Source organism: Bacteroides sp. 3_1_13 (genome assembly GCF_001185845.1).
GTDB lineage: Bacteria > Bacteroidota > Bacteroidia > Bacteroidales > Bacteroidaceae > Bacteroides > Bacteroides xylanisolvens.
This window is the reverse complement of record NZ_KQ236955.1, coordinates 145,295-165,277: the sequence shown is the minus strand read 5'-3', so window position 1 is coordinate 165,277 and position 19,983 is coordinate 145,295. Positions and strand designations below refer to the sequence as shown.

The 19,983-nt window shown below is 42.9% G+C and carries 16 protein-coding genes; 7 read left to right on the top strand and 9 right to left on the bottom strand.

All coding sequences use genetic code 11. The annotated features are described in order from the left end of the window. The first annotated feature begins 28 nt into the window (after positions 1–28). Positions 29–1,264 (top strand): hypothetical protein, encoded by a 1,236-nt coding sequence (locus HMPREF9009_RS00605; protein WP_049702186.1) that lies wholly within the window; start codon positions 29–31, stop codon positions 1,262–1,264. A 27-nt stretch (positions 1,265–1,291) separates the two neighbouring features. Here HMPREF9009_RS00605 and HMPREF9009_RS00600 read toward each other — a convergent pair whose 3' ends face one another. Then, positions 1,292–3,250 (bottom strand): biosynthetic peptidoglycan transglycosylase, encoded by a 1,959-nt coding sequence (locus HMPREF9009_RS00600; RefSeq protein WP_049701177.1) that lies wholly within the window; start codon positions 3,248–3,250, stop codon positions 1,292–1,294. Positions 3,251–3,563: 313 nt separating this feature from the next. Between HMPREF9009_RS00600 and HMPREF9009_RS00595 the strand changes: the two genes are divergently transcribed. Next, positions 3,564–4,079 carry a DUF3836 domain-containing protein gene (locus HMPREF9009_RS00595; protein WP_009040190.1) on the top strand — a complete coding sequence of 172 codons (516 nt, stop codon included), beginning with the start codon at positions 3,564–3,566 and terminating at the stop codon, positions 4,077–4,079. A 142-nt stretch (positions 4,080–4,221) separates the two neighbouring features. On the opposite strand, the gene msrB is transcribed toward HMPREF9009_RS00595, so the two are convergent. The 6 genes from msrB to HMPREF9009_RS00565 all read right to left on the bottom strand — a co-directional run bounded on the left by msrB (position 4,222) and on the right by HMPREF9009_RS00565 (position 11,164). After that, a complete protein-coding gene (msrB, locus tag HMPREF9009_RS00590; RefSeq protein WP_049701176.1) occupies positions 4,222–5,250 on the bottom strand; it encodes a peptide-methionine (R)-S-oxide reductase MsrB in 1,029 nt (342 codons plus the stop codon). An 84-nt stretch (positions 5,251–5,334) separates the two neighbouring features. Next, positions 5,335–6,672, bottom strand: a complete 1,338-nt coding sequence (locus HMPREF9009_RS00585; protein WP_008644982.1) for a TolC family protein — start codon at positions 6,670–6,672, stop codon at positions 5,335–5,337. 9 nt (positions 6,673–6,681) lie between these two features. Continuing rightward, positions 6,682–7,782 carry an efflux RND transporter periplasmic adaptor subunit gene (locus tag HMPREF9009_RS00580; RefSeq protein ID WP_008644983.1) on the bottom strand — a complete coding sequence of 367 codons (1,101 nt, stop codon included), beginning with the start codon at positions 7,780–7,782 and terminating at the stop codon, positions 6,682–6,684. A gap of 56 nt (positions 7,783–7,838) precedes the next feature. After that, on the bottom strand, positions 7,839–9,080 hold the full coding sequence (locus HMPREF9009_RS00575) for an ABC transporter permease (protein WP_049701175.1): 1,242 nt from the start codon (positions 9,078–9,080) through the stop codon (positions 7,839–7,841). 4 nt (positions 9,081–9,084) lie between these two features. Then, positions 9,085–10,344 (bottom strand): ABC transporter permease, encoded by a 1,260-nt coding sequence (locus tag HMPREF9009_RS00570; RefSeq protein ID WP_008026227.1) that lies wholly within the window; start codon positions 10,342–10,344, stop codon positions 9,085–9,087. A 103-nt stretch (positions 10,345–10,447) separates the two neighbouring features. Then, the gene (locus tag HMPREF9009_RS00565) at positions 10,448–11,164 is read right to left on the bottom strand and encodes an ABC transporter ATP-binding protein (RefSeq protein ID WP_049701174.1); all 717 of its coding nucleotides are present in this window, start codon (positions 11,162–11,164) and stop codon (positions 10,448–10,450) included. A gap of 180 nt (positions 11,165–11,344) precedes the next feature. On the opposite strand from HMPREF9009_RS00565, the gene HMPREF9009_RS00560 reads away from it, so the two are divergent. Together HMPREF9009_RS00560 and HMPREF9009_RS00555 are read left to right on the top strand one after the other, a co-directional pair. Then, positions 11,345–12,325, top strand: a complete 981-nt coding sequence (locus HMPREF9009_RS00560) for an ROK family protein (RefSeq protein WP_049701173.1) — start codon at positions 11,345–11,347, stop codon at positions 12,323–12,325. A 182-nt stretch (positions 12,326–12,507) separates the two neighbouring features. Beyond that, entirely contained in the window at positions 12,508–13,641 is a 1,134-nt protein-coding gene (locus HMPREF9009_RS00555) for a hypothetical protein (protein ID WP_157446463.1), read from the top strand. Between the two features lie 453 nt (positions 13,642–14,094). On the opposite strand, the gene rplS is transcribed toward HMPREF9009_RS00555, so the two are convergent. Next, positions 14,095–14,448: a 50S ribosomal protein L19 gene (gene rplS, locus HMPREF9009_RS00550; RefSeq protein ID WP_008026232.1), complete on the bottom strand. Its 354-nt coding sequence runs from the start codon at positions 14,446–14,448 to the stop codon at positions 14,095–14,097. A gap of 155 nt (positions 14,449–14,603) precedes the next feature. Here rplS and HMPREF9009_RS00545 point away from each other — a divergent pair, with 155 nt between their 5' ends. From HMPREF9009_RS00545 to HMPREF9009_RS00535, 3 genes are read left to right on the top strand one after another with little or no spacing between them, the layout of a single operon-like run. Further along, positions 14,604–15,389 carry a 5'-nucleotidase C-terminal domain-containing protein gene (locus tag HMPREF9009_RS00545; RefSeq protein ID WP_049701171.1) on the top strand — a complete coding sequence of 262 codons (786 nt, stop codon included), beginning with the start codon at positions 14,604–14,606 and terminating at the stop codon, positions 15,387–15,389. 26 nt (positions 15,390–15,415) lie between these two features. Beyond that, positions 15,416–16,249: a bifunctional metallophosphatase/5'-nucleotidase gene (locus tag HMPREF9009_RS00540; RefSeq protein ID WP_049701170.1), complete on the top strand. Its 834-nt coding sequence runs from the start codon at positions 15,416–15,418 to the stop codon at positions 16,247–16,249. Continuing rightward, positions 16,246–19,257, top strand: a complete 3,012-nt coding sequence (locus tag HMPREF9009_RS00535; protein WP_049701169.1) for a glycoside hydrolase family 3 N-terminal domain-containing protein — start codon at positions 16,246–16,248, stop codon at positions 19,255–19,257. Before HMPREF9009_RS00540 ends, HMPREF9009_RS00535 begins: the two co-directional genes overlap by 4 nt. Positions 19,258–19,345: 88 nt before the next feature. On the opposite strand, the gene HMPREF9009_RS00530 is transcribed toward HMPREF9009_RS00535, so the two are convergent. Continuing rightward, positions 19,346–19,972 (bottom strand): outer membrane beta-barrel protein, encoded by a 627-nt coding sequence (locus tag HMPREF9009_RS00530; protein ID WP_049701168.1) that lies wholly within the window; start codon positions 19,970–19,972, stop codon positions 19,346–19,348. Between the last annotated feature and the right edge of the window lie 11 nt (positions 19,973–19,983).

Below are 19,983 nucleotides of genomic sequence, written 5' to 3'. Positions count from 1 at the left end.
GGAATAATAAATGATAGGAGATTAAATGATGAAACGAATACTGTTTTTACTCTTTGCGGTCGGTCTGACTGCCAATATGACCGTAATGGCTGGAATGAGCACCAGCAAGGTACGTAAGGAGACACGTTTTCTTACCGATAAGATGGCGTATGAATTGAGTTTGAGTACACAGCAATATAATGATGCGTATGAGATTAATTACGACTTTATTTATTCTGTCCGTAATATAATGGATTACGTAGCACGTGGTTACGAATGGGCATTGGATGATTATTATGAAGCTTTGGATATCCGTAACGACGATCTTCGCTGGGTATTGAGTGATGCGCAGTATCGCCGGTTTCTCGGTGCCGAGTATTTCTATCGGCCGATTTATGTTACCGGAGGGAAATGGAGTTTCAGGGTGTACATCAATTACCCGAACCGTAGCTTATTCTATTTTGGTGTGCCTTATCATTACCGTACTTATTGTGGAGCGCATTATCGTCCGCACTTTCACCATACAAGCTACTATCGGGGAAGATATACTAATTTCAACCATTACTCTGCACCGCACCGAGTGAGAGATCAGAGAGTATATCACTCTTATCGTCGTTCGGACTTCGGTTCTGTCCGGTTCCGTCCGAATACTTCCACTCGTCCGCATAATGCACCGACACGTCCGGGTAATTCTTCCCGTCCGGGTTCATCAACAACACGTCCCGGAACGTCTCGTCCAAGCACATCTACTCGTCCTGATACGTCTCGTCCCGGAACGACAACGCGACCTGGTACGTCTACTCGTCCCCGTCCGGAAACAAGTTCCGGTTCTTCAAGCTCTAATCGCAGGCCGACAAGCGGAAGTTCGACAAGTAGCGGTTCCAACCGTGAAAGTGGAAAAACAAGTAGCAGCTCAAGGGAAAGTTCAAGTAGGCGAAACGATAGTAGTGGTTCCTATAATAGAAATAACAGTTCTGATAGAAACAATAGTTCTTCCAGTCGTGGTAGCTTCGGTCGTGGCAGTTCTAGTTCCAATCGTGGCAGTTCTAGCTCCAGTCGTAGTAATTCCAGTCGCAGTAGTGAAAATACTACCAGCCGTAGCAGTCGTACTACCTCTAGCCGTAGTAGCGGTAGTTCGAGTTCTACTCGAAGCAGCGGTAGCTCTACCCGGAGCAATGTTTCCAGCGGACAAACAGAAAGACGCTCTTCTTCCGGAAGTACGAGAAGTAATAGCACTCAAAGCTCTTCCCGTTCTTCTGAAAGAAACAGCAGTTCAAGAAGATAACCTATTCCTTTATTATTTATATCAATCTCATTGCTCCTCAGCGGTAGGAGAACTAGACTCCGGTTTTTCACCGGCTAGACTATTCCGGGCGTCGCCCGTAACTTGGATATCGGGGCGGATACTATCCGCCTCGATTTCACTTATTACTCCTTGCTGTGCAAGACGTTTTGCAATCAGCTTGTAGTAACCTTCCATATTCTCCTTTAATTGTCCGCCTTCTGCAAAAGAACTGCGGAAATGCTTGGGTTTCGGGATAATGGAAGCCAGGAAAATACTTTCTTCCGTGGTCAGTTGCGAAGGGCGTTTTTTGAAATAATAAGCAGACGCTTCCTGAATACCATAAACGAGTGGTCCCCATTCTACAATATTCAGATATACTTCGTACATACGTTCTTTGGAAGTTAGTCTTTCATTCTCTATCAACCACACAATCAATGCTTCTTCCAGTTTACGCGCAAAGTTCTTGTTACGGTTCAGGAATACATTCTTTACCAGTTGCATGGTGATCGTACTTCCTCCGCGTGCAAAGCGTTTCACTTGCAGGTCGTAAATCAGTGCTTCCCGTAAGGCATCGGGCAGGAAACCGCGATGATAAAAGAATGCTCCATCTTCGCTTTGCATGACAGACATTCTTAGAATGGGGGAAATGCTGTCTAAGGGTGTAAAGTGATTGCATGAAGGGCCGATAGGGAAGGTTCGTACCGGCACTCCATTCTCATAAGCTGTGTAAATGAACTCACCGGACATTTTGGAGAGTGAAGTAGCTCCATAGCTTATGATATGGAAATCTTTTTCTTTCAATTCAGATTCCAGTTTGAGACTATCCAGTTGCGCAAAATCAATGTCTAACAGAAAATGATAAGCCAGCTCACCACTTGTCTTGATGCCTTCCAGATTACTGAATAATCCTTTCGGCAGAGAACTGAACAGATCGTCTGCCGGAAACCAGGATTTGTTGACTGCTGCAGTGAAATGCCAGTTTCCTTTCTCCTTCTCGGCCCGTAAATAAGGATGAAACTGGAGTTTGTTGAAGTCAACAATGGTGGTACTGTCCAATTCAAATGAGTGTCCGTTTATGTTCATCTCGTAACAGAGTTGTCCGCGATCGAGATGAATGATTTCAGGAGAGAGGGCTTTATGAAATACGTCCAGCCCGTTCACTCTTGCTTTTCCTTTGAGATAGACTTGTTTGGAAGACCCTATTTCTTTCGTCAGGCTATACGATAAAGTGTCAAAGGTTATCTTAGCACCATATCTACGTGTTATATAAGGTATGGAAACTTTTAGAGAATCAGATGAATAAAGCGTTGCTTTTAATGAGTTGTAATGTTGGTGCAGTTCACCATTGGCTATCCAATGCTGTGCTAAACTGTCTTCTTGTATGGTGATGACGGATTGAAAATGATTTTCTTTAATGATAAAAGAAGGAAGAGTGAGAGATACAAAATTATTGTTTTTTCTTTCCGTGATACAGATATTGTTTAGTTGTCCGTTTTCGGGCATAAAACCATAACATAAATTTAATATTTTGTTGATTCTTTCTGCGTAATTTGTTTGGGGGGCCGTTTGTGGCGACGTTCGAGTGAGATATTCTGGTTTCTTTCTAAAAAGAAAATCGTAGTTGGCGACGGAATCCCGCTTTGTGAATGCAAGTGTAATTCCGTCTGCGGCTACATAACGTATTTTTATTTTTCTGCTTAGTAATTTCCAGAAGTTCAGTTTGACACGAGTGGATGTGAGTGTCAGTAATGTGTCTCGTTGTTCGGGTACAACAGAGAGACCTTCGAGGATGATTTCATTCAATCCATTCATTTCCAGATTATCGTAATGAATACGTAGCCCGTGAGTTTGCTCAATATGGGAGGTACGTTTGTCAACTATGCTTCTTAAGAGAGCGTTGCGACTTAAATAAATACTGATGAGACAGATGAGTAGCCCCCCACTGGCTGACAGCAGAAGAATATGTTTCTTACTGTTCTTTTTCATCGTTTGATTTTGATAATTTATCGGATGCAAAGGTAGACAATATTCTGTTTCGTAGTATATAAACTGTTTTTTTAATTGGTTGTTCGATTCTAAGCGTACAACTGTTCATTTTCGTACACCACTCTGTTTCGCAATCTTTCTGATTATTAGCTTGTTATCTTTTTGGCACGCTCGTTGCATATCTATAGTCGCAAGCGGACAACGAAGAAACATGAAAAAAGTTCAGAATGTTGCAACCGTTTGAGACACTTGATCCGTCTAATAAACAGAAGAACAAAAAACAGAATGTTGAACAAATAAAAAATATACAATTATGAAAACTACAGTATTATTCAGAATGATCGTTTTAGTTGCTATGGTATTTGCAGGTATCTCTAATGCAACAGTGAAGGCACAAAACAATAACTTCATTACTAATGAAGAAACAGTAGGTGATCTTGTAGTATCGAAGGTGATTTACAGATTAGATGGCTCTCTTTATCGCCACATGAAATATGATTTTACCTATGACGATCAAAAGAGAATGGCTACCAAAGAGGCTTTCAAATGGGATGCTTCCACTGACAAATGGCTGCCGTACTTCAAGATTGATTATACTTATTCTTCTAATGAAATCACTTTGGTATACGCACGTTGGAATGATTCTCACAGAGCTTACGATGCGGCTGTTGAAAAGAGCGTGTACGAATTGAACGACGCTAATATGCCGGTAGCTTATATGAACTATAAATGGAATGATAAATGGATTGAAGAATCTAGTGTGAACTGGGCTATGAACGTGGCTACTCCGGCAACGAATGAAGCAACTCTGTTGACTGCCAGCAGATAAAAATAAATTAGGAGTTGTGAAACTCCTTCTCTCTCTTAATTTAACTGCATTAAAAACGGTGGATTGCCCTATGAGGAAATCCACCGTTCTGTTTATCTGATAAACAGCTTATATTGATTTGTATTACTTTCCGGTGCGGTGCCTATTTAACGAGCGGCAAATATTCTCCATAACCTTCCTCTTTCATTTTCTCTTTCGGGATAAAACGAAGGGAGGCGCTATTGATGCAATAACGTAATCCGCCTTTCTCTTTCGGACCATCTGTGAATACATGTCCCAGATGTGCATCTCCGGTTTTACTGCGTACTTCCGTACGTATCATGCCATGCGAAGTATCTTTCTTCTCTGCGATGATATCTTTTTGAATCGGCTGGGAAAAGCTAGGCCACCCGCAACCCGAATCGAACTTGTCGGTAGAAACAAACAAAGGCTCTCCGGTGGTAATATCAACATAAATGCCTGGGCGATGCTCATTCCAGTATTCATTGTGGAAGGCCGGTTCGGTGGCATTCTTCTGGGTTACTGCATATTGTTCCGCCGACAGTTTCTTGCGGAGGGTTGAGTCATCCGGTTTTTGATACACTTTTGTTTTCGGTGCATTGGCTTTGCGTGCCATTTCAAATAAAGCAGGATTGATATGGCAGTATCCTCCCGGATTTTTATCCAGATAGTCCTGATGGTAAGTCTCTGCCGGATAGAAATTAGTCAATGGCTTTACTTCTATAGCGATAGGAGTCTTATATTGTGCAGACAATAGTTTAATAGCCTGGTTAATGATAGGAAGATCTTCTTTATCTACATAATAAATTCCGGTTCTATACTGTGTTCCCCGGTCATTACCCTGACGGTTGAGGCTGGTAGGATCAATTGTCTTGAAATACAGATCGAGCAGCAAATTTAAATCTACCGTTTTAGGATCATAAACCACCTTTACTGTTTCCGCAGCATTGGTTTTTCCTGAACAGACCTGTTCATAACTCGGGTTGGCAACATTACTGTTGGCATATCCTACTTGAGTACTTTCTACTCCTCGAATTTGTTTCAGGAAATGTTCTGTTCCCCAGAAGCATCCTCCTGCAAAATAGATTTCTGCTTGATTTTTCATTGGTTTAGCAACTCCTAAAAATGTATTACTAATCACTACGATCACTATGATGATAAAATACTTCATATCCGTTAGTTCTTTCTATAATAACGAATGAACCAACGGATATGTTTGAAGGAACTACTATACTAAACTCAAATATATTTCTTTTTATTCAATGATCTGTCCTTTGTAGAAATCCAGAATTTTAGTCCGGAACAGATAGTCGTATTTAGCTTGCAACTTATCCGAAAGAGCTTTCGTCAGATTAAGTTTGGCTTCATTATATTCTACAAAGGTAGCTTTGCCGTTATTGAATTTCTCACTCATTAGGCGGAAAGACTCCTCGTTGGCTTTCACTGCCACTTCACTGGAGTTGTACTTGCTTTCAGCAGCTAGAGCATTATACCAAGCCTGCTGAATCTCTTTGTAGAGTACTTTCTTTGCGTTATCCAATCTCAAAGATAAGTCTATTTGTTGTAAACGAGCGGTGCGTACTCGGTTTCGTGTAGAAAAACGATTAAAGATCGGAACGCTCAAATTGAATCCTATATACTTATTTAGGTTGTTCTTTATCTGACTGCCGAAGCTGTTTTCTGATCTTCCGCTCACCGTATAATAATTGCTACCCAAACCGGCGCTGAAAGAGAGTTGTGGATAGAATGCACTTTGAGCAATACGAATGCTATTAAGACTACCTTGTAAACGGTATTCTGCAGCCTTAATACTTGGTTTGTAAGCAAGAGCCTGTGTATATATATCATCCGGTGGGGTGAGAGATTCGAACTCTAGTTCTTCCTTAGGACTTTCGAGCACGAATCCTTCAGGCGTAGGTAATTCCAAAAGTTGGGTGAGGTCTAATAATGACAACTTGTACGTATTGTCTGATTGTACAGCAGTCATTTCGTCCTGTGCGACACGGGCTTGTGCTTCGGCCACTTCAGAAGGGGATGCTTTACCTACTCCGTGAAGTCCTTGGATACGCTTTAGCTGGTCTTTGCTTAAATTTACCTGATTATGAGCAACCTTACTTAATTCTTGGTTGAATAAAACCTGCAAATAAGCGGAAGTGACATTGATTGCAATGTCTTCTTTGGCTTTATTCAAATCTTCTATAGCGGCTTTTAAATCCAACTTGGCAAGTGAATATTGGTTGGATAACTGCAAACCGGTAAATATCGGTACATTGGTTCCCAAGCTGAAACTGGTATTGGCACTGTTAATGTCACTATACGAGTTGTCTATCGGAGAAGCAGTACGTCCCCAACTCCAGTTTTGGCTGGCGCTACCGCTCAAATTCGGAAGACGTGTCCATTTACTAGTGTTTACACTCACTTTATTGGCTTCAACACTGTTGGTCGATTGACGAATCTCTATATTATGCTCGATGGCATAGTCGATACATTGCCGCAATGTCCATGCTTGCGGGGAGTTGTTCTGTGCTTGGATAGAAGTGATTCCGATCCCGGCAAGCAGAAGGGCTGATATGGTTTTACGAATTATTTTCATTGAATTCAATTATTTATCTTTTTTCTCTGCACCCCGTATTTTGTCCTGTGCAGTTATTCCTTTCTTGATTTCTATCTTGATTCCATCACTCATACCGGCAGTCACCTGCGTACGCTGGAACTTTTGTTCGGGCACTGAATCTGTCATGATGTACACAAATGTAGAGTCTCCATTAAACTCAATAGTGCTTTCGGGGACTGCCAATACTTGATTTGCCCTTTGCAACACGATTTCCGCATTAGCCGAATATCCGGAACGAATCTGAACGGAATCTGGAATGGTAATTGCAGCCTTGATTTCAAATTGGTTGGCACCATTGGTTTCTACCCCTTTCGGAGAGATATATTCCAGAATGGCGTTGAAAGTCAGATTCTGCAAAGCTCCGATTGTCAGTTTGATCGGCATCTGTTCGTGGATACGTCCCACTTCCGTTTCATCAATATTACCACGGAAAATCATGTCGTTCATATTGGCTACCGTAGCAATCGTGGTTCCATCATTGAACGTGTTACTCATAATCACAGAGTTACCGGCTTTTACAGGTACATCCAAAATCAACCCGTCAATGGTAGAACGAATCATCGTACTACTGAACGATGCACTGTTTTTAGTAATCCCTTCTTTTACGATTTCCAGATTATCTTTAGCCGTCTGTCTCTCTTCACGAGCCTGTTTCAAGGCTACTTCACTTTTCTCATATTCTTCCCGGCTAATCAGCTGATCTTCGTACAACTTCTTTACACGGGCAAAATCCGTTTCTGCCTGTGTTGCATTAATCTCTGCCAAGCGCACACGGCTTTCCGCAGAATTCAGTTGACCGAGTTCAGGGATTACTTTTACTTTGGCGATCACTTCCCCTTTCTTCACAGCTTGTCCGGCTTCTTTGTACACTTCGTCGATAATACCCGAAATCTGCGGTTTGATTAAAATTTCGTCTCTCGGTTCCACCTTTCCGGTAGCTACTGTAGTCTTTTGGAGATCAGTGACTTCCGGTTTTACTATTTCGTAAGTGATTACCTTGGGTTTAGACTTCTGATAAAGGAATACGAATGTTCCGACAAGAATGATAGCAATGACTACCAATAATGTGATTTTCAGATACTTTTTCATGACTTTATTTATATTTTTATTGTTTACGATTAATAATTGAAATCCCTCGCACTTCTTTATTCGTCGCGGATAGCTTCAATCGGTTTGATAGCCATAGCCCGATAAGCAGGTGCGAGACCTGCCAACATTCCCAGTGCGATCAGAAGAGCACAAGTGCCGATTGCCAGTCCGAAGGTAACCTGAAAACGGACGTCTCCTCCATCGGCGTTTGCTCCCATCTCTACCAATTGCAACACCATGACGGCAAAAGAGATTCCACACATTCCTGCAATAGTAGTAAGCACCATACTTTCCGATAGAATCTGTTGCAGAATATCTTTGGGGCGTGCGCCGATTGCCCGGCGGATACCAATTTCGGTGGTACGTTCTTTCACGGTTACCATCATAATATTAGATACGCCGATGGCACCTGCCAACAGAGTCCCCAATCCTACCATCCAAACCAGTATATTGATACCGGTAAACAGATTGTCTACCATCGAGAACATCGCTTCCGCATTCAGGTACATAAGTGCCTGTTTGTCGTTAGGCGCGATATAATGCGCAGCTTTAATAATCTGCTCCATTTCCGGTTGTACGTCGGACACTTTGATTCCATGCTTCACGGTGAAGCAGATGACGTCGATCCGTCCCCCTAAGTTATACGTTTGCTGCATCGTGGTGAAAGGCAGGGTGACAGCTTCCGAAGCCCGTCCCTGTATGTTCATATCCCCTTCGGAGGAAGACATGCCGATCACCTGATAATAAATTCCGTCCACACGTATGTATTTTCCACAAGGATCCTCTCCCGGTTTGAACAGGCTTTCATAGATACGTTTTCCGATAACGCACACTTTACGTGCTTCCTGTATATCCACTTCGTTGATAAACCTGCCGTAGGCCATTTCTTGTGATTCGATGTGGAGATAGTCCGGATATAATCCTTTCACGCTGCAATCGTATTTCTTATCTTCGTATACAGCTTTGGAACCCCAACGGGCAATGGAAGGAGTAATGACCTCCACATCTTTGACTTTCGAACGGAGACGCTCGATGTCGATAGCTTCCAGATTCCACCACCTGCCTTTGCGGAATCCTTTGTAAGCTTCGCCCGTTTTCTGTGCGGCAAGGAAGCCGGAGTTGGTTGCGAATCCTTCAAAGTTCTTTTTCATCATGTCTTCCAGACCTTGTCCGCCGCCGATCAGGGCGACGAGCATAAAGATTCCCCAGAAAACACCGAATGCAGTCAGCAGGCTTCTCGTTTTATTTCTTGTAATGGTAATGAGGATTTCCTCACAGGTATCCATGTCTATTCTCATAGTCTTAATCTGCTCTAAGTGCTTCGATTGGTCGGATGCTGACTGCTTTTCGGGCAGGGAATAATCCGGCTAACGTACCAGCTATTATTAATGTGAGTGTAGCCTGTATGGCGATTCTTATATCTACTGTCGGGTTCAGGAAAACAGTTTCCGTCCACATTCCGGTATCCATTGTCTGATTGCCAAAGGCGTTATTCATCCATTCGGTCACTCCGATGCCCGCCACCATACCTATATATCCGAATATCGTGGTAATGGTGACACTCTCTACGATAATCAACCAGAGAATAGAAAGCGGCTTGGCACCCAGAGCTTTGCGAATACCGAATTCACGGGTACGTTCTTTTACGGTAATCAGCATGATGTTGGACACTCCTACAATCCCGCTTAACAGTGTGAAGATACCGATCACCCAGATAGCGATGCGTAGCATGTTCGAGCCTTGCTGCTGTTGCAAGTAGTTGGTAAACCGGTTCCAAATCCAGATAGCACTATGGTCTGTCGGGTCAAAGCGATGATTAGCCCCCAGCACCTTGCGGTAATGAGCTTCAAATGCTTCATTCGCTTCTATCGTTTCCAGGTTCTTGGTAGTCATGACGAGGTTATTCAACTTGTCTCCTTTGTTGTAAATCGTTTGCAGGGTGGTGAAAGGGATATAAGCGTCACTGTCTCCGCTGTCTCCTTTATCATTATACAGCCCTACTACCTGATAAACCACATTACCGGCATTGACAAACTGCCCGATAGGCTCGGTATGCGTTTTATCGAAAAGAATCTCTGCTGTCTTTTTATGGAGCACAATTACTTTCCGGCGCTCTTTAATATCAATTTCATTGATGAAACGTCCTTTGAAGAGTTTCACCACTTCTACTTCCGTATGGTTGGGATATACGCCGGAAAGATTCAAACTGACGTATTCTTGTCCGAAACTTAAGTTAATACCTCCTTGCCACACAGTTGCCCCCGCTTTAATGACATGGTCCGGAAAATAATGGTCGGTAGCATCTACGTCTTTATTATCCAGTTGCACTCGTCTTCCTTCTTTCAGTCCATCGTATGATTTGCTGGTCCATCCCGGAAAAATCTTGATGGAGTTCATGGCACGTTCGGAAGCCGATTGCTCGAATGCATGGATCAATCCGTTGCCTGCGCCTAACAGGACGATCAGCATAAAGATACCCCATGCCACAGCAAATCCTGTGAGAAAAGTCCTTAGCTTGTTACGCTTGATGGTACTGTATATTTCTTGCCAAATATCAATCATTTTTTAAGTATTAAGTGATAAGTAAGTATTAAGTATTAGGTATTAAGTATTAAGTATTAGGCTGCGCTGCGATCGCACGGAATTAATACTTAATACTTATTACTTATTTCATGATCCCGTCTTTGCCGAACGGAGAGGCATCGTGGTCGATATTATCTTCAATGCGTTCGATGACTCCGTCCTTGATGTGTATAATCTTGTCTGTTTGGTTGGCAACTCCGCTTTCGTGGGTGACAACCACAATTGTCATTCCCAGTTTGTGAAGATCTTTCAGAATTTGCATCACTTCCACGGAAGTTTTACTGTCCAAAGCTCCTGTAGGCTCATCTGCCAGAATGATTTGCGGTTGGGTGATTAAAGCCCGTGCGATTGCCACACGTTGTTTCTGACCGCCACTCATTTCGTTGGGCATGTGATGTGCCCAGTCTTTTAAACCCAGACGGTCGAGATATTCCAAGGCAAGTGCATTTCGCTTCTTGCGGCTTATCCCTTGATAAAATAAAGGAAGTGCTACATTCTCTACGGCATCTTTAAAGGAAATCAGGTTAAATGACTGGAAGATAAATCCGATCATGCGATTCCGGTATTCGGCAGCTTTGGTTTCGCTTAAGTTCTTGATGAGTACGTTATTCAGATAATACTCTCCGGTGTCGTAGTTGTCGAGAATTCCCAATATATTGAGTAAAGTTGATTTCCCAGACCCGGATGCTCCCATGATGGAAACAAATTCTCCCTGTTCGATATTGAGATTGATACCTTTAAGTACATGGAGAGGCGCTCCGTTGTTGTAGGTCTTGTTGACGTTTGTTAGTTGTATCACAATTTTCTTTATTTAGATTCTGTTTTTCTAATAATTTTCTACTATTAGACGGCTGCAAGATACGAAAAGTTGCAAAGAGGTTGAACTTTTTTTGAAAAACATTTTGTAGACTCAATCTTCTTTACGTAATTTGTGTGCAGTAAACTTAATGATTAACTAACCCTTTTAAATAAAAGTATCATGAATTCAAACATGGAAAAGCCCTACGTAGTAGGTATTGACATAGGCGGAACGAATACCGTCTTTGGAATTGTAGACGCACGCGGAACTATTATTGCCAGCAGTTCAATCAAAACATCTGGTTATCCTACAGTAGAAGAATACGCTGATGAAGTGTGTAAAAGCCTGCTTCCATTGATTATTGCTAATGGTGGCGTTGATAAAATCAGAGGTATCGGTATCGGTGCTCCGAATGGTAACTATTACACGGGAACGATTGAATTTGCTCCGAACTTGCCTTGGAAAGGAATTCTTCCGTTGGCTGCCATGTTTGAAGAAAGACTGGGTATCCCCACTGCTTTGACAAACGATGCAAATGCTGCTGCTATCGGTGAAATGACTTATGGCGCTGCCCGTGGTATGAAAGACTTTATCATGATTACACTGGGTACCGGTGTGGGTAGTGGTATTGTTATCAACGGCCAGATGGTATATGGACATGACGGTTTTGCAGGCGAATTAGGACACGTGATCGCTCGTCGCGATGGTCGTCTTTGCGGTTGTGGACGTAAGGGATGTCTGGAAACTTACTGTTCGGCTACCGGTGTAGCTCGCACAGCTCGCGAATTCCTTGCCGCTCGTACGGATGCCAGCTTGCTTCGTAACATTCCTGCAGAAAACATTACTTCAAAAGATGTATATGATGCAGCTGTACAAGGAGATAAACTGGCACAGGAAATCTTTAGCTTTACAGGTAACATTCTGGGTGAAGCTTTGGCAGACGCCATCGCATTTTCCAGCCCTGAAGCCATTGTATTGTTCGGTGGCTTGGCTAAGTCCGGTGACTATATCATGAAACCGATTCAGAAGGCCATTGATGATAATATCCTGAATATCTATAAAGGTAAGACGAAATTGCTCGTTTCCGAATTGAAGGATTCTGATGCTGCTGTACTGGGTGCCAGTGCATTGGCTTGGGAACTGAAAGATTTGAAAGAATAATATATCATTATTATAATAAAGGTGATGAAGCCTCGGGAGTCTATGACTTTCGGGGCTTTGTTTTTAGATGCTATCCTGTGGTTGTGTTTATTCGGTTGAGATACAAAAAACGAAGTTAATAATAAATAACCCTATATTTTTGGTACTTTTGTGGCATATACTAAGAATAGAAGAAATACGACATGAAAAAAATATCCTCATTCACCGTCCTCATTATATCCCTGATGTTATTATTTATCTGTAATTCTGCAAAAGCCAATATGGCATCACCTTTCATTGAAGGAACCAAAGCAGCCAGTGCCATTTCGAGCAGGCATGTGGATATTCTACATGAAAGTATCTTTATTCAGATAGACGAGAATTTCCATACTGCAAAATATAAGGTAGAATACACGATCAAAAGTGACGTAGTCGGTAAGCAAATTCCTCTCCTTTTTTGTGCCGTTGACTATAAAGACGACTTTTGCGTATGGCTTGATGATCGTCCGGTAAAAGTGTTCGATATTCCGTTCAAAAAAGAAGAGGGGGAAGAATCTTCTGATTCTATATTCAGTGATTTCACTAACAGTTGTGATCGTTGTGACGACAACAACAGAAAAATAGAATGTCAATGGGACGATAATACGAGCGAAACATATTATTCTTTTGAAATGAAGTACTTCCAGCCCGAACTCTCGCAAGGTACTCATCGTATCCGGGTGGAATACACTGCATATCCCTGGCGAAACTGTCTTGATTGGATAACTAAATACAACTTTCGTTACTCTCTGTCGCCAGCCAAAAAATGGAAATCTTTCGGCACACTGGACATTACTGTTGAACAAGCAGGAAAGATAAAAGACTATTCAAGTAACCTTGGAAAGCCCCAAGAGGGTGGAATCAAACAAATCAACACATGGCATTTTGATTCGTTGCCCGAAGACGAATTCATGGAACTGACTTATAAGCCCGAACCGAATTCTTATGCTAAAATATTGTTAACCTTTGGTCCGGAAGGATTGGCAGCAGTGTACGGAATATTCTTATTTCTGCTACACTTGAAATTTATAACCTGTTATCGAAAGAGTAATCGTCAAAAGCGATTCTCATGGGTAGTCATTCTGGGAAGTATTTTGGTTCCATTCTTTATTTTGCTCTTTTTCATTTACTCCTACTCAATAATAGATTTTGTTATTGGCAAAGACGCTTCGCAAAGACATGGATATATTGCACTGATAATAATATTTTATCCCATTATATTACCCTTCTACTGGGTACTCATGTGGCTGATAGACAAACGTATAAAATATAAAATGTTGCATCAACAAGAAAAATAACACAATATTAAGAAACTTATTTGTTATTTTTATATGTCAGGAGAAACATTTCAGTGCAGAAACGAGTTAAACGGTGCGCTAATGAATGGGTCAAGGGTGAGGGGTGGTGAGGGTGGATTTATAACCTTTTATTTTATTATTTTCTATACTATCTCCTTTTTTATCTATAAAAAAAAATACGAAAGTTATAAATCTACCCTCACCACCCCTCACCCTTGACCCATTCATTATAATAAAAAGATAACGGGGAATCTTAAAAACTTAATCGTCTTTTTCAGATTTACCACAACGTTTCCAGAATACTCCATTATTTTATTCAAAACCGTGCGGAATTGAATAATCATACGGTCAGTAAATTGAAGAAATAGGATTGCTTAGAGGATGGTAGCAATAAAAAAGGGAACCTCATAATGAATGAAGTTCCCTTTTTTATTTCGAATCGAAAAGTTTGGCTTAGCCGTTAACTCTTTTTTCTTTGATTCTAGCTTTCTTACCAGTAAGAGCACGCAGGTAGTACAATTTAGCGCGACGAACTTTACCTACCTTGTTCACTTCGATGCTATCGATAGCCGGTGATTCGATTGGGAAAATTCTTTCTACGCCTATAGTTCCTGACATTTTACGTACAGTAAAACGTTTCTTGTCTCCGTGACCGGCGATTTTGATAACAACACCACGGTACAACTGTACACGTTCTTTGTTACCCTCGATAATACGATATGCCACTGTTACAGTGTCTCCTGCTTTGAAGCTCGGGTGCTGTTTTCCGGTAGCAAATGCTTCTTCTGCAATTTTAATTAAATCCATTGTTGTTATTATTAAATTGTTTCATCGTTACAACGCAACATACCAAGTATCTCTTCTCTTGACAGCGATTGCGCGAAAGCGGTGCAAAGTAACGAATTATTTGCCAGATAGCCAAATGTTTTTGTATATTTGTAGCATATCTAAAAATAGCGAACATGAAACAGACTTATGTAAAGTATCTGATGGTGGCAGCGTTTGCAGGAGGTTTCCTGTTTACTTCCTGCCGGACCGCACGCGAGACTACGGCACAGTACGAAGTAACCAAAGTAGAGGGTAGCATGATAACGATTGATTCTGTTTGGGACACCACCCCCAACGTGAAAGCTACCGAAATCTTAAAGCCTTATAAGGAAAAGGTGGATGCGATGATGTATGAAGTCATCGGTACCAGTGCGATGAAGATGGATAAAGGAGCTCCTGAAAGCTTGCTATCCGACCTTGTCGCGGGTGTTCTACAGCAAGCGGCAACCCAGGTATTGGGGAAACCGGCCGATATGGGATTGGTAAATATGGGCGGCTTGCGTAATATCTTGCCCGAAGGAGATATCACGGTAGGAGATGTTTTTGAAATTCTTCCTTTCGAGAATTCCCTTTGTGTATTGACTATGAAAGGGACAGACTTGCGACGGCTTTGTGAAGCAATAGCGTCTCTGCATGGTGAAGGAGTGAGCGGTATCCGCCTCGAAATCACAAAAGACGGAAAGCTGCTGAACGCATTTATTGCCGGAAAACCGTTAAAAGATGACCAGCTTTACACAGTGGCTACTATCGACTATCTGGCAGATGGAAACGGACGAATGGATGCGTTCCTGCAGGCAGAAAAGAGAGTATGCCCCGAAGATGCTACCTTACGCGGACTGTTTCTTGATTATGTACGCAAACAAACAGCCGAAGGCAAAGCGATTACCTCCAAACTGGACGGACGTATTACGATAAAATAAAAAAGGAGAATCTAAAAATATTGAATATGAAAAGATTTCAGATATTATTCCTGCTATGTCTTGCATTGAGTTTCACTTTTTCAATCTTTGCGCAGGATACCAAAGAAGTGATCATTTTACAAACAAGCGATGTGCATAGCCGTATCGAACCTATCAATCAGAAGGGCGACCGATATTATAACAAAGGTGGTTTTGTCCGCCGGGCTGCTTTTCTCGAACAGTTCCGCAAAGATCATAAGAATGTATTGCTTTTCGATTGCGGAGATATTTCCCAGGGGACACCTTATTATAATATGTTCCGTGGAGAAGTAGAAATCAAACTGATGAATGAAATGGGCTATGATGCAATGACAATCGGTAACCATGAGTTTGATTTCGATGTGGATAATATGGCCCGTATTTTTAAGATGGCTGATTTTCCGGTCGTTTGTGCCAACTATAATCTGGATGCTACGGTGTTAAAAGATATAGTCAAGCCCTACGTCGTTCTGGAGAAATATGGTTTGAGAATTGGCGTGTTCGGCCTCGGAACCCAGCCGGAAGGAATGATTCAGGCCAATAAATGCGAAGGAGTCGTTTATGAAGATCCTATCCGTGTATCCAACGAGATAGCTACCTTGTTGAAAGAGGAAGAAGGTTGTGATCTGGTCGTATGCCTGTCTCATCTGGGCATCCAGATGGATGAACATCTGGTTGCCGGAACACACAATATCGACGTGATTCTGGGTGGACACTCCCATACATTTATGGAAGGCCCCAAAACATACTTGAATATGGACGGAAAAGAGGTGCCTGTTATGCACACAGGAAAAAATGGTGTTCGTGTAGGCCGTCTTGATTTGACATTGAAACATAAATGAAGATAATTCCCTTAATAGTAACGCTTTTATTCCTTATCGCGGTCGGCACAGTTTCGAGTCCGGCGCAAAATGCTACCACCGTTGAACCTCTACTGGTGTATAAAGCCCTTCAGGACAAGGACTGCCGGCACTGGGTTGATTCGGTGATGGATAAACTTTCCTTTAAAGAAAAGGTAGGTCAGTTATTCATCTATACCATTGCTCCGGTAGACACCAAACGAAACCTGGAACTGCTGCGCGAAGTCATCGACACTTATAAAGTAGGCGGTCTTCTCTTTTCCGGCGGGAAGATGCAAAACCAGGTCGAACTGACGAACCGGGCGCAGCGACAAGCCAAAGTTCCTTTGATGATTACCTTTGATGGAGAATGGGGATTGTCTATGCGCTTGCGTGGTACGCCTGTCTTCCCGCGAAATATGGTGCTGGGATGTATCCGCGACAATCGGCTGCTTTATGAGTACGGACGTGAAGTTGCCCGTCAATGCCGGCAGATTGGAGTACAGGTAAACTTCGCTCCCGTGGCGGACGTGAATATAAACCCTAAAAATCCTGTCATCAATACCCGTTCTTTTGGCGAAGATCCGATCCAAGTGGCCGATAAGGTAATCGCTTATGCTTCCGGTTTGGAAGGTGGAGGGGTGTTATCTGTGTGCAAACACTTTCCCGGACACGGGGATACCGATGTCGATTCGCATAAAGCGCTTCCGGTACTTCCTTTCACTCGCGAGCGTCTGGATAGTGTGGAGCTTTATCCGTTTAAAGAGGCCATCCGTGCCGGACTGGGCGGTATGATGGTGGGGCATCTGCAAGTTCCGGTGATTGAACCTATTGGCGGACTTCCGTCTTCCTTGTCCCGCAATGTCGTGTATGATTTGCTGACCGATGAACTGGCGTTCAAAGGGCTGATATTTACCGACGCGCTTGCCATGAAAGGTGTGGCAGGAAATGGAAATGTCAGTTTGCAGGCTTTGAAAGCAGGTAATGACATGGTACTGTCTCCCCGTAACCTGAAGGACGAGATACCGGCCGTACTGGCAGCTGTTGAAAAAGGGGAACTAAGCCGTGAAGAGATTGAAAACAAATGCCGCAAAGTCTTGACTTATAAATATGTGTTGGGACTTAAGAAGAAATCGTATGTACAATTATCCGGTCTGGAACAACGCATTAATAGTCCGCAGACACGTGACCTGGTTCGTCGGTTGAATTTAGCGGCAATAACTGTTTTGAGCAATAAGAATCATATCCTTCCTCTACATACAGACAAGGAACAAAAGATTGCACTGCTCGAAGTGGGAAATCCTGGAAAAACTGATGTATTGGCCAAACAACTTTCCCGTTATACCTCTTTGGCCCGCTTTTGCCTTCGCGCTAATCAGACAGAAGAGGAAAACCAACGGTTGCGTGATTCTCTGTCTACCTATAAACGAATCATTGTAGCCATTAGCGAACAGCGGCTGGCTTCTTATCAGCCTTTCTTTGCGAAGTTTGCTCCTCAAAGTCCGGCTATTTATCTGTTCTTCACTCCTGGGAAGATGATGTTACAGATTCAGCGGGCCGTGGCTCATGCTTCGGCAGTCGTGTTGGGACATAGTTATAATGTAGACGTGCAGCGTCAGGTCGCAGATGTGTTATTTGCCAAGGCATCCGCAGACGGACAGTTGTCGGCAAGCTTGGGAGAACTGTTTCCAACGGGAGCAGGAGTGACCATTACCCCCAAGACGCCATTGCATTTCGTGCCGGAAGAATACGGACTTTCTTCCACTCATCTGAAACGCATCGATTCTATCGCATTAGACGGTATTCGTCAGGGAGCTTATCCCGGTTGCCAGGTGGTAGTGTTGAAAAACGGGCATATCATGTTCGACAAATCTTTCGGCACTTATGCGGGTAAAGGAAGTCCGCGTGTCGAATCTACCAGTATCTACGATTTGGCTTCCCTATCAAAGACGACGGGCACTTTGCTTGCCATCATGAAACTCTACGATAAGGGACGTTTCAATCTGACAGATAAGATTTCGGATCATTTACCGTTTTTGCAACGTACTGATAAGAAAGATATAACGATTCAGGAAATCCTGTATCATCAGTCCGGTTTACCTTCCTGGATTCCTTTCTACCAAGAAGCCATTGATAAAGATAGCTATGACGGAAGATTGTTCAGCGCACGCAAAGACGCACATCATCCGTTACAGTTGGGAACGACCTCATGGGCGAATCCGAAGTTCAAATTCAAAAGTGAATACGTCTCTCCCGTCAAGACCGGTGATTACACTGTTCAAATCTGCGATAGCTTGTGGTTAAACCGTTCCTTCCGGAAGGTGATGGAAGAGAAAATAATGGAAGCTCCGTTAAAGCAGAAACGCTATGTATATAGTGATGTCGGATTCATTCTGTTGGGTATGTTGGTAGAACAACTGGCCGGTATGCCTATGGAAGCCTATCTGCAACGTGAGTTTTACGAACCGATGGGGTTGGAGCATACAGGCTACTTGCCTTTACGCCGTTTTGCCAAATCGGAAATTGTCCCTTCCAACAAAGACCGTTTCTTGCGTAAAGAGACTTTGCAGGGATTTGTGCATGATGAGGCTTCCGCTTTCTTTGGCGGGTTGGCCGGAAATGCCGGACTTTTCTCTACTGCCCGTGATGTAGCCCGTGTTTATCAGATGTTGCTGAATGGAGGAGAAATAGACGGTCAACGCTATCTAAGCAAAGAAACCTGCCAGTTGTTTACTACTGAAACTTCAAAGATCAGCCGGCGTGGCTTGGGCTTTGACAAACCGGATGCTGATGATCCGAAGAAAGGAAATTGTGCTTCTGCCGCACCTGCCGGAGTGTACGGTCATACCGGATTTACCGGTACATGTGCATGGGTAGATCCGGTCAATGAACTGGTTTATGTATTCCTTAGCAACCGGATTTATCCGGATGTAACAAATCGCAAACTGAACCAACTGCATATTCGTGAGCGAATACAGGGAGCTATTTATGATGCGATGAAGAAAAAATAAAAAAAGAAAGGTAAAAGGTGCCTATATTAAAAGCTACCTTTTACCTTTTTTATTATTAACGTAATATTCTGATAGTTGTCAGCCAGTCTTAGAAGGATACACCCAGGCGGAAGCCGAAGTTGCTCAATCCATCTACACTGTAATGCAGTACGTCAGCCTTGTTGGTACCATAGCTGTAGTACAAAGCAAAGTGCAAGCCCGGTCCGTAAACCCATGGGAATACATTGATACCTACTTCAGGAGAAGCATAGAATCCCCAACTGTTTTCTCTTGCTTCCAGCATGCTGAAATTAGAGCGGATTTTAGCATATTCAGCACCTAATTTAGCACTGACGTATGGTTGAAAGGCTCCACCGCGATTCCACTGGTAACGTGCAGCAGCACCGAAAGGCAATTGGAAAATGGTATGTTGCTGATCGGTAGTCACTTCACCGGCGCCCATCTGGAAGGTTTCGCGACCTACATATTCGTGGTTGCTGTGATAGTTGAGGAAAAGACCCAAACCGATGTTAGGAGTAACGAAATAACCACCTTCGAAGTTCATACCCCAACCGCTTGCTTTATCTGCAAAATGATTACTTAGCGGAGCGTTGAACTGCCAGTCGATATTCGCATATCCATTGTCCGATAGCTGTGCCTTAGCCGGCATGGCGAAGGCGATGGCAATAGCCGCCAAGGCTACTACCTTGAAGTATATATTTTTTCTTGTTTTCATAACAGTTGTAG

Bases quoted from the DNA above. Each gene is read 5' to 3' on its own strand.
- HMPREF9009_RS00605 (WP_049702186.1), top strand. From the start codon at position 29: ATGAAACGAATACTGTTTTTACTCTTTGCGGTCGGTCTGACTGCCAAT.
- HMPREF9009_RS00600 (WP_049701177.1), bottom strand. From the start codon at position 3,250: ATGAAAAAGAACAGTAAGAAACATATTCTTCTGCTGTCAGCCAGTGGG.
- HMPREF9009_RS00595 (WP_009040190.1), top strand. From the start codon at position 3,564: ATGAAAACTACAGTATTATTCAGAATGATCGTTTTAGTTGCTATGGTA.
- msrB (WP_049701176.1), bottom strand. From the start codon at position 5,250: ATGAAGTATTTTATCATCATAGTGATCGTAGTGATTAGTAATACATTT.
- HMPREF9009_RS00585 (WP_008644982.1), bottom strand. From the start codon at position 6,672: ATGAAAATAATTCGTAAAACCATATCAGCCCTTCTGCTTGCCGGGATC.
- HMPREF9009_RS00580 (WP_008644983.1), bottom strand. From the start codon at position 7,782: ATGAAAAAGTATCTGAAAATCACATTATTGGTAGTCATTGCTATCATT.
- HMPREF9009_RS00575 (WP_049701175.1), bottom strand. From the start codon at position 9,080: ATGAGAATAGACATGGATACCTGTGAGGAAATCCTCATTACCATTACA.
- HMPREF9009_RS00570 (WP_008026227.1), bottom strand. From the start codon at position 10,344: ATGATTGATATTTGGCAAGAAATATACAGTACCATCAAGCGTAACAAG.
- HMPREF9009_RS00560 (WP_049701173.1), top strand. From the start codon at position 11,345: ATGAATTCAAACATGGAAAAGCCCTACGTAGTAGGTATTGACATAGGC.
- HMPREF9009_RS00555 (WP_157446463.1), top strand. From the start codon at position 12,508: ATGAAAAAAATATCCTCATTCACCGTCCTCATTATATCCCTGATGTTA.
- rplS (WP_008026232.1), bottom strand. From the start codon at position 14,448: ATGGATTTAATTAAAATTGCAGAAGAAGCATTTGCTACCGGAAAACAG.
- HMPREF9009_RS00545 (WP_049701171.1), top strand. From the start codon at position 14,604: ATGAAACAGACTTATGTAAAGTATCTGATGGTGGCAGCGTTTGCAGGA.
- HMPREF9009_RS00540 (WP_049701170.1), top strand. From the start codon at position 15,416: ATGAAAAGATTTCAGATATTATTCCTGCTATGTCTTGCATTGAGTTTC.
- HMPREF9009_RS00535 (WP_049701169.1), top strand. From the start codon at position 16,246: ATGAAGATAATTCCCTTAATAGTAACGCTTTTATTCCTTATCGCGGTC.
- HMPREF9009_RS00530 (WP_049701168.1), bottom strand. From the start codon at position 19,972: ATGAAAACAAGAAAAAATATATACTTCAAGGTAGTAGCCTTGGCGGCT.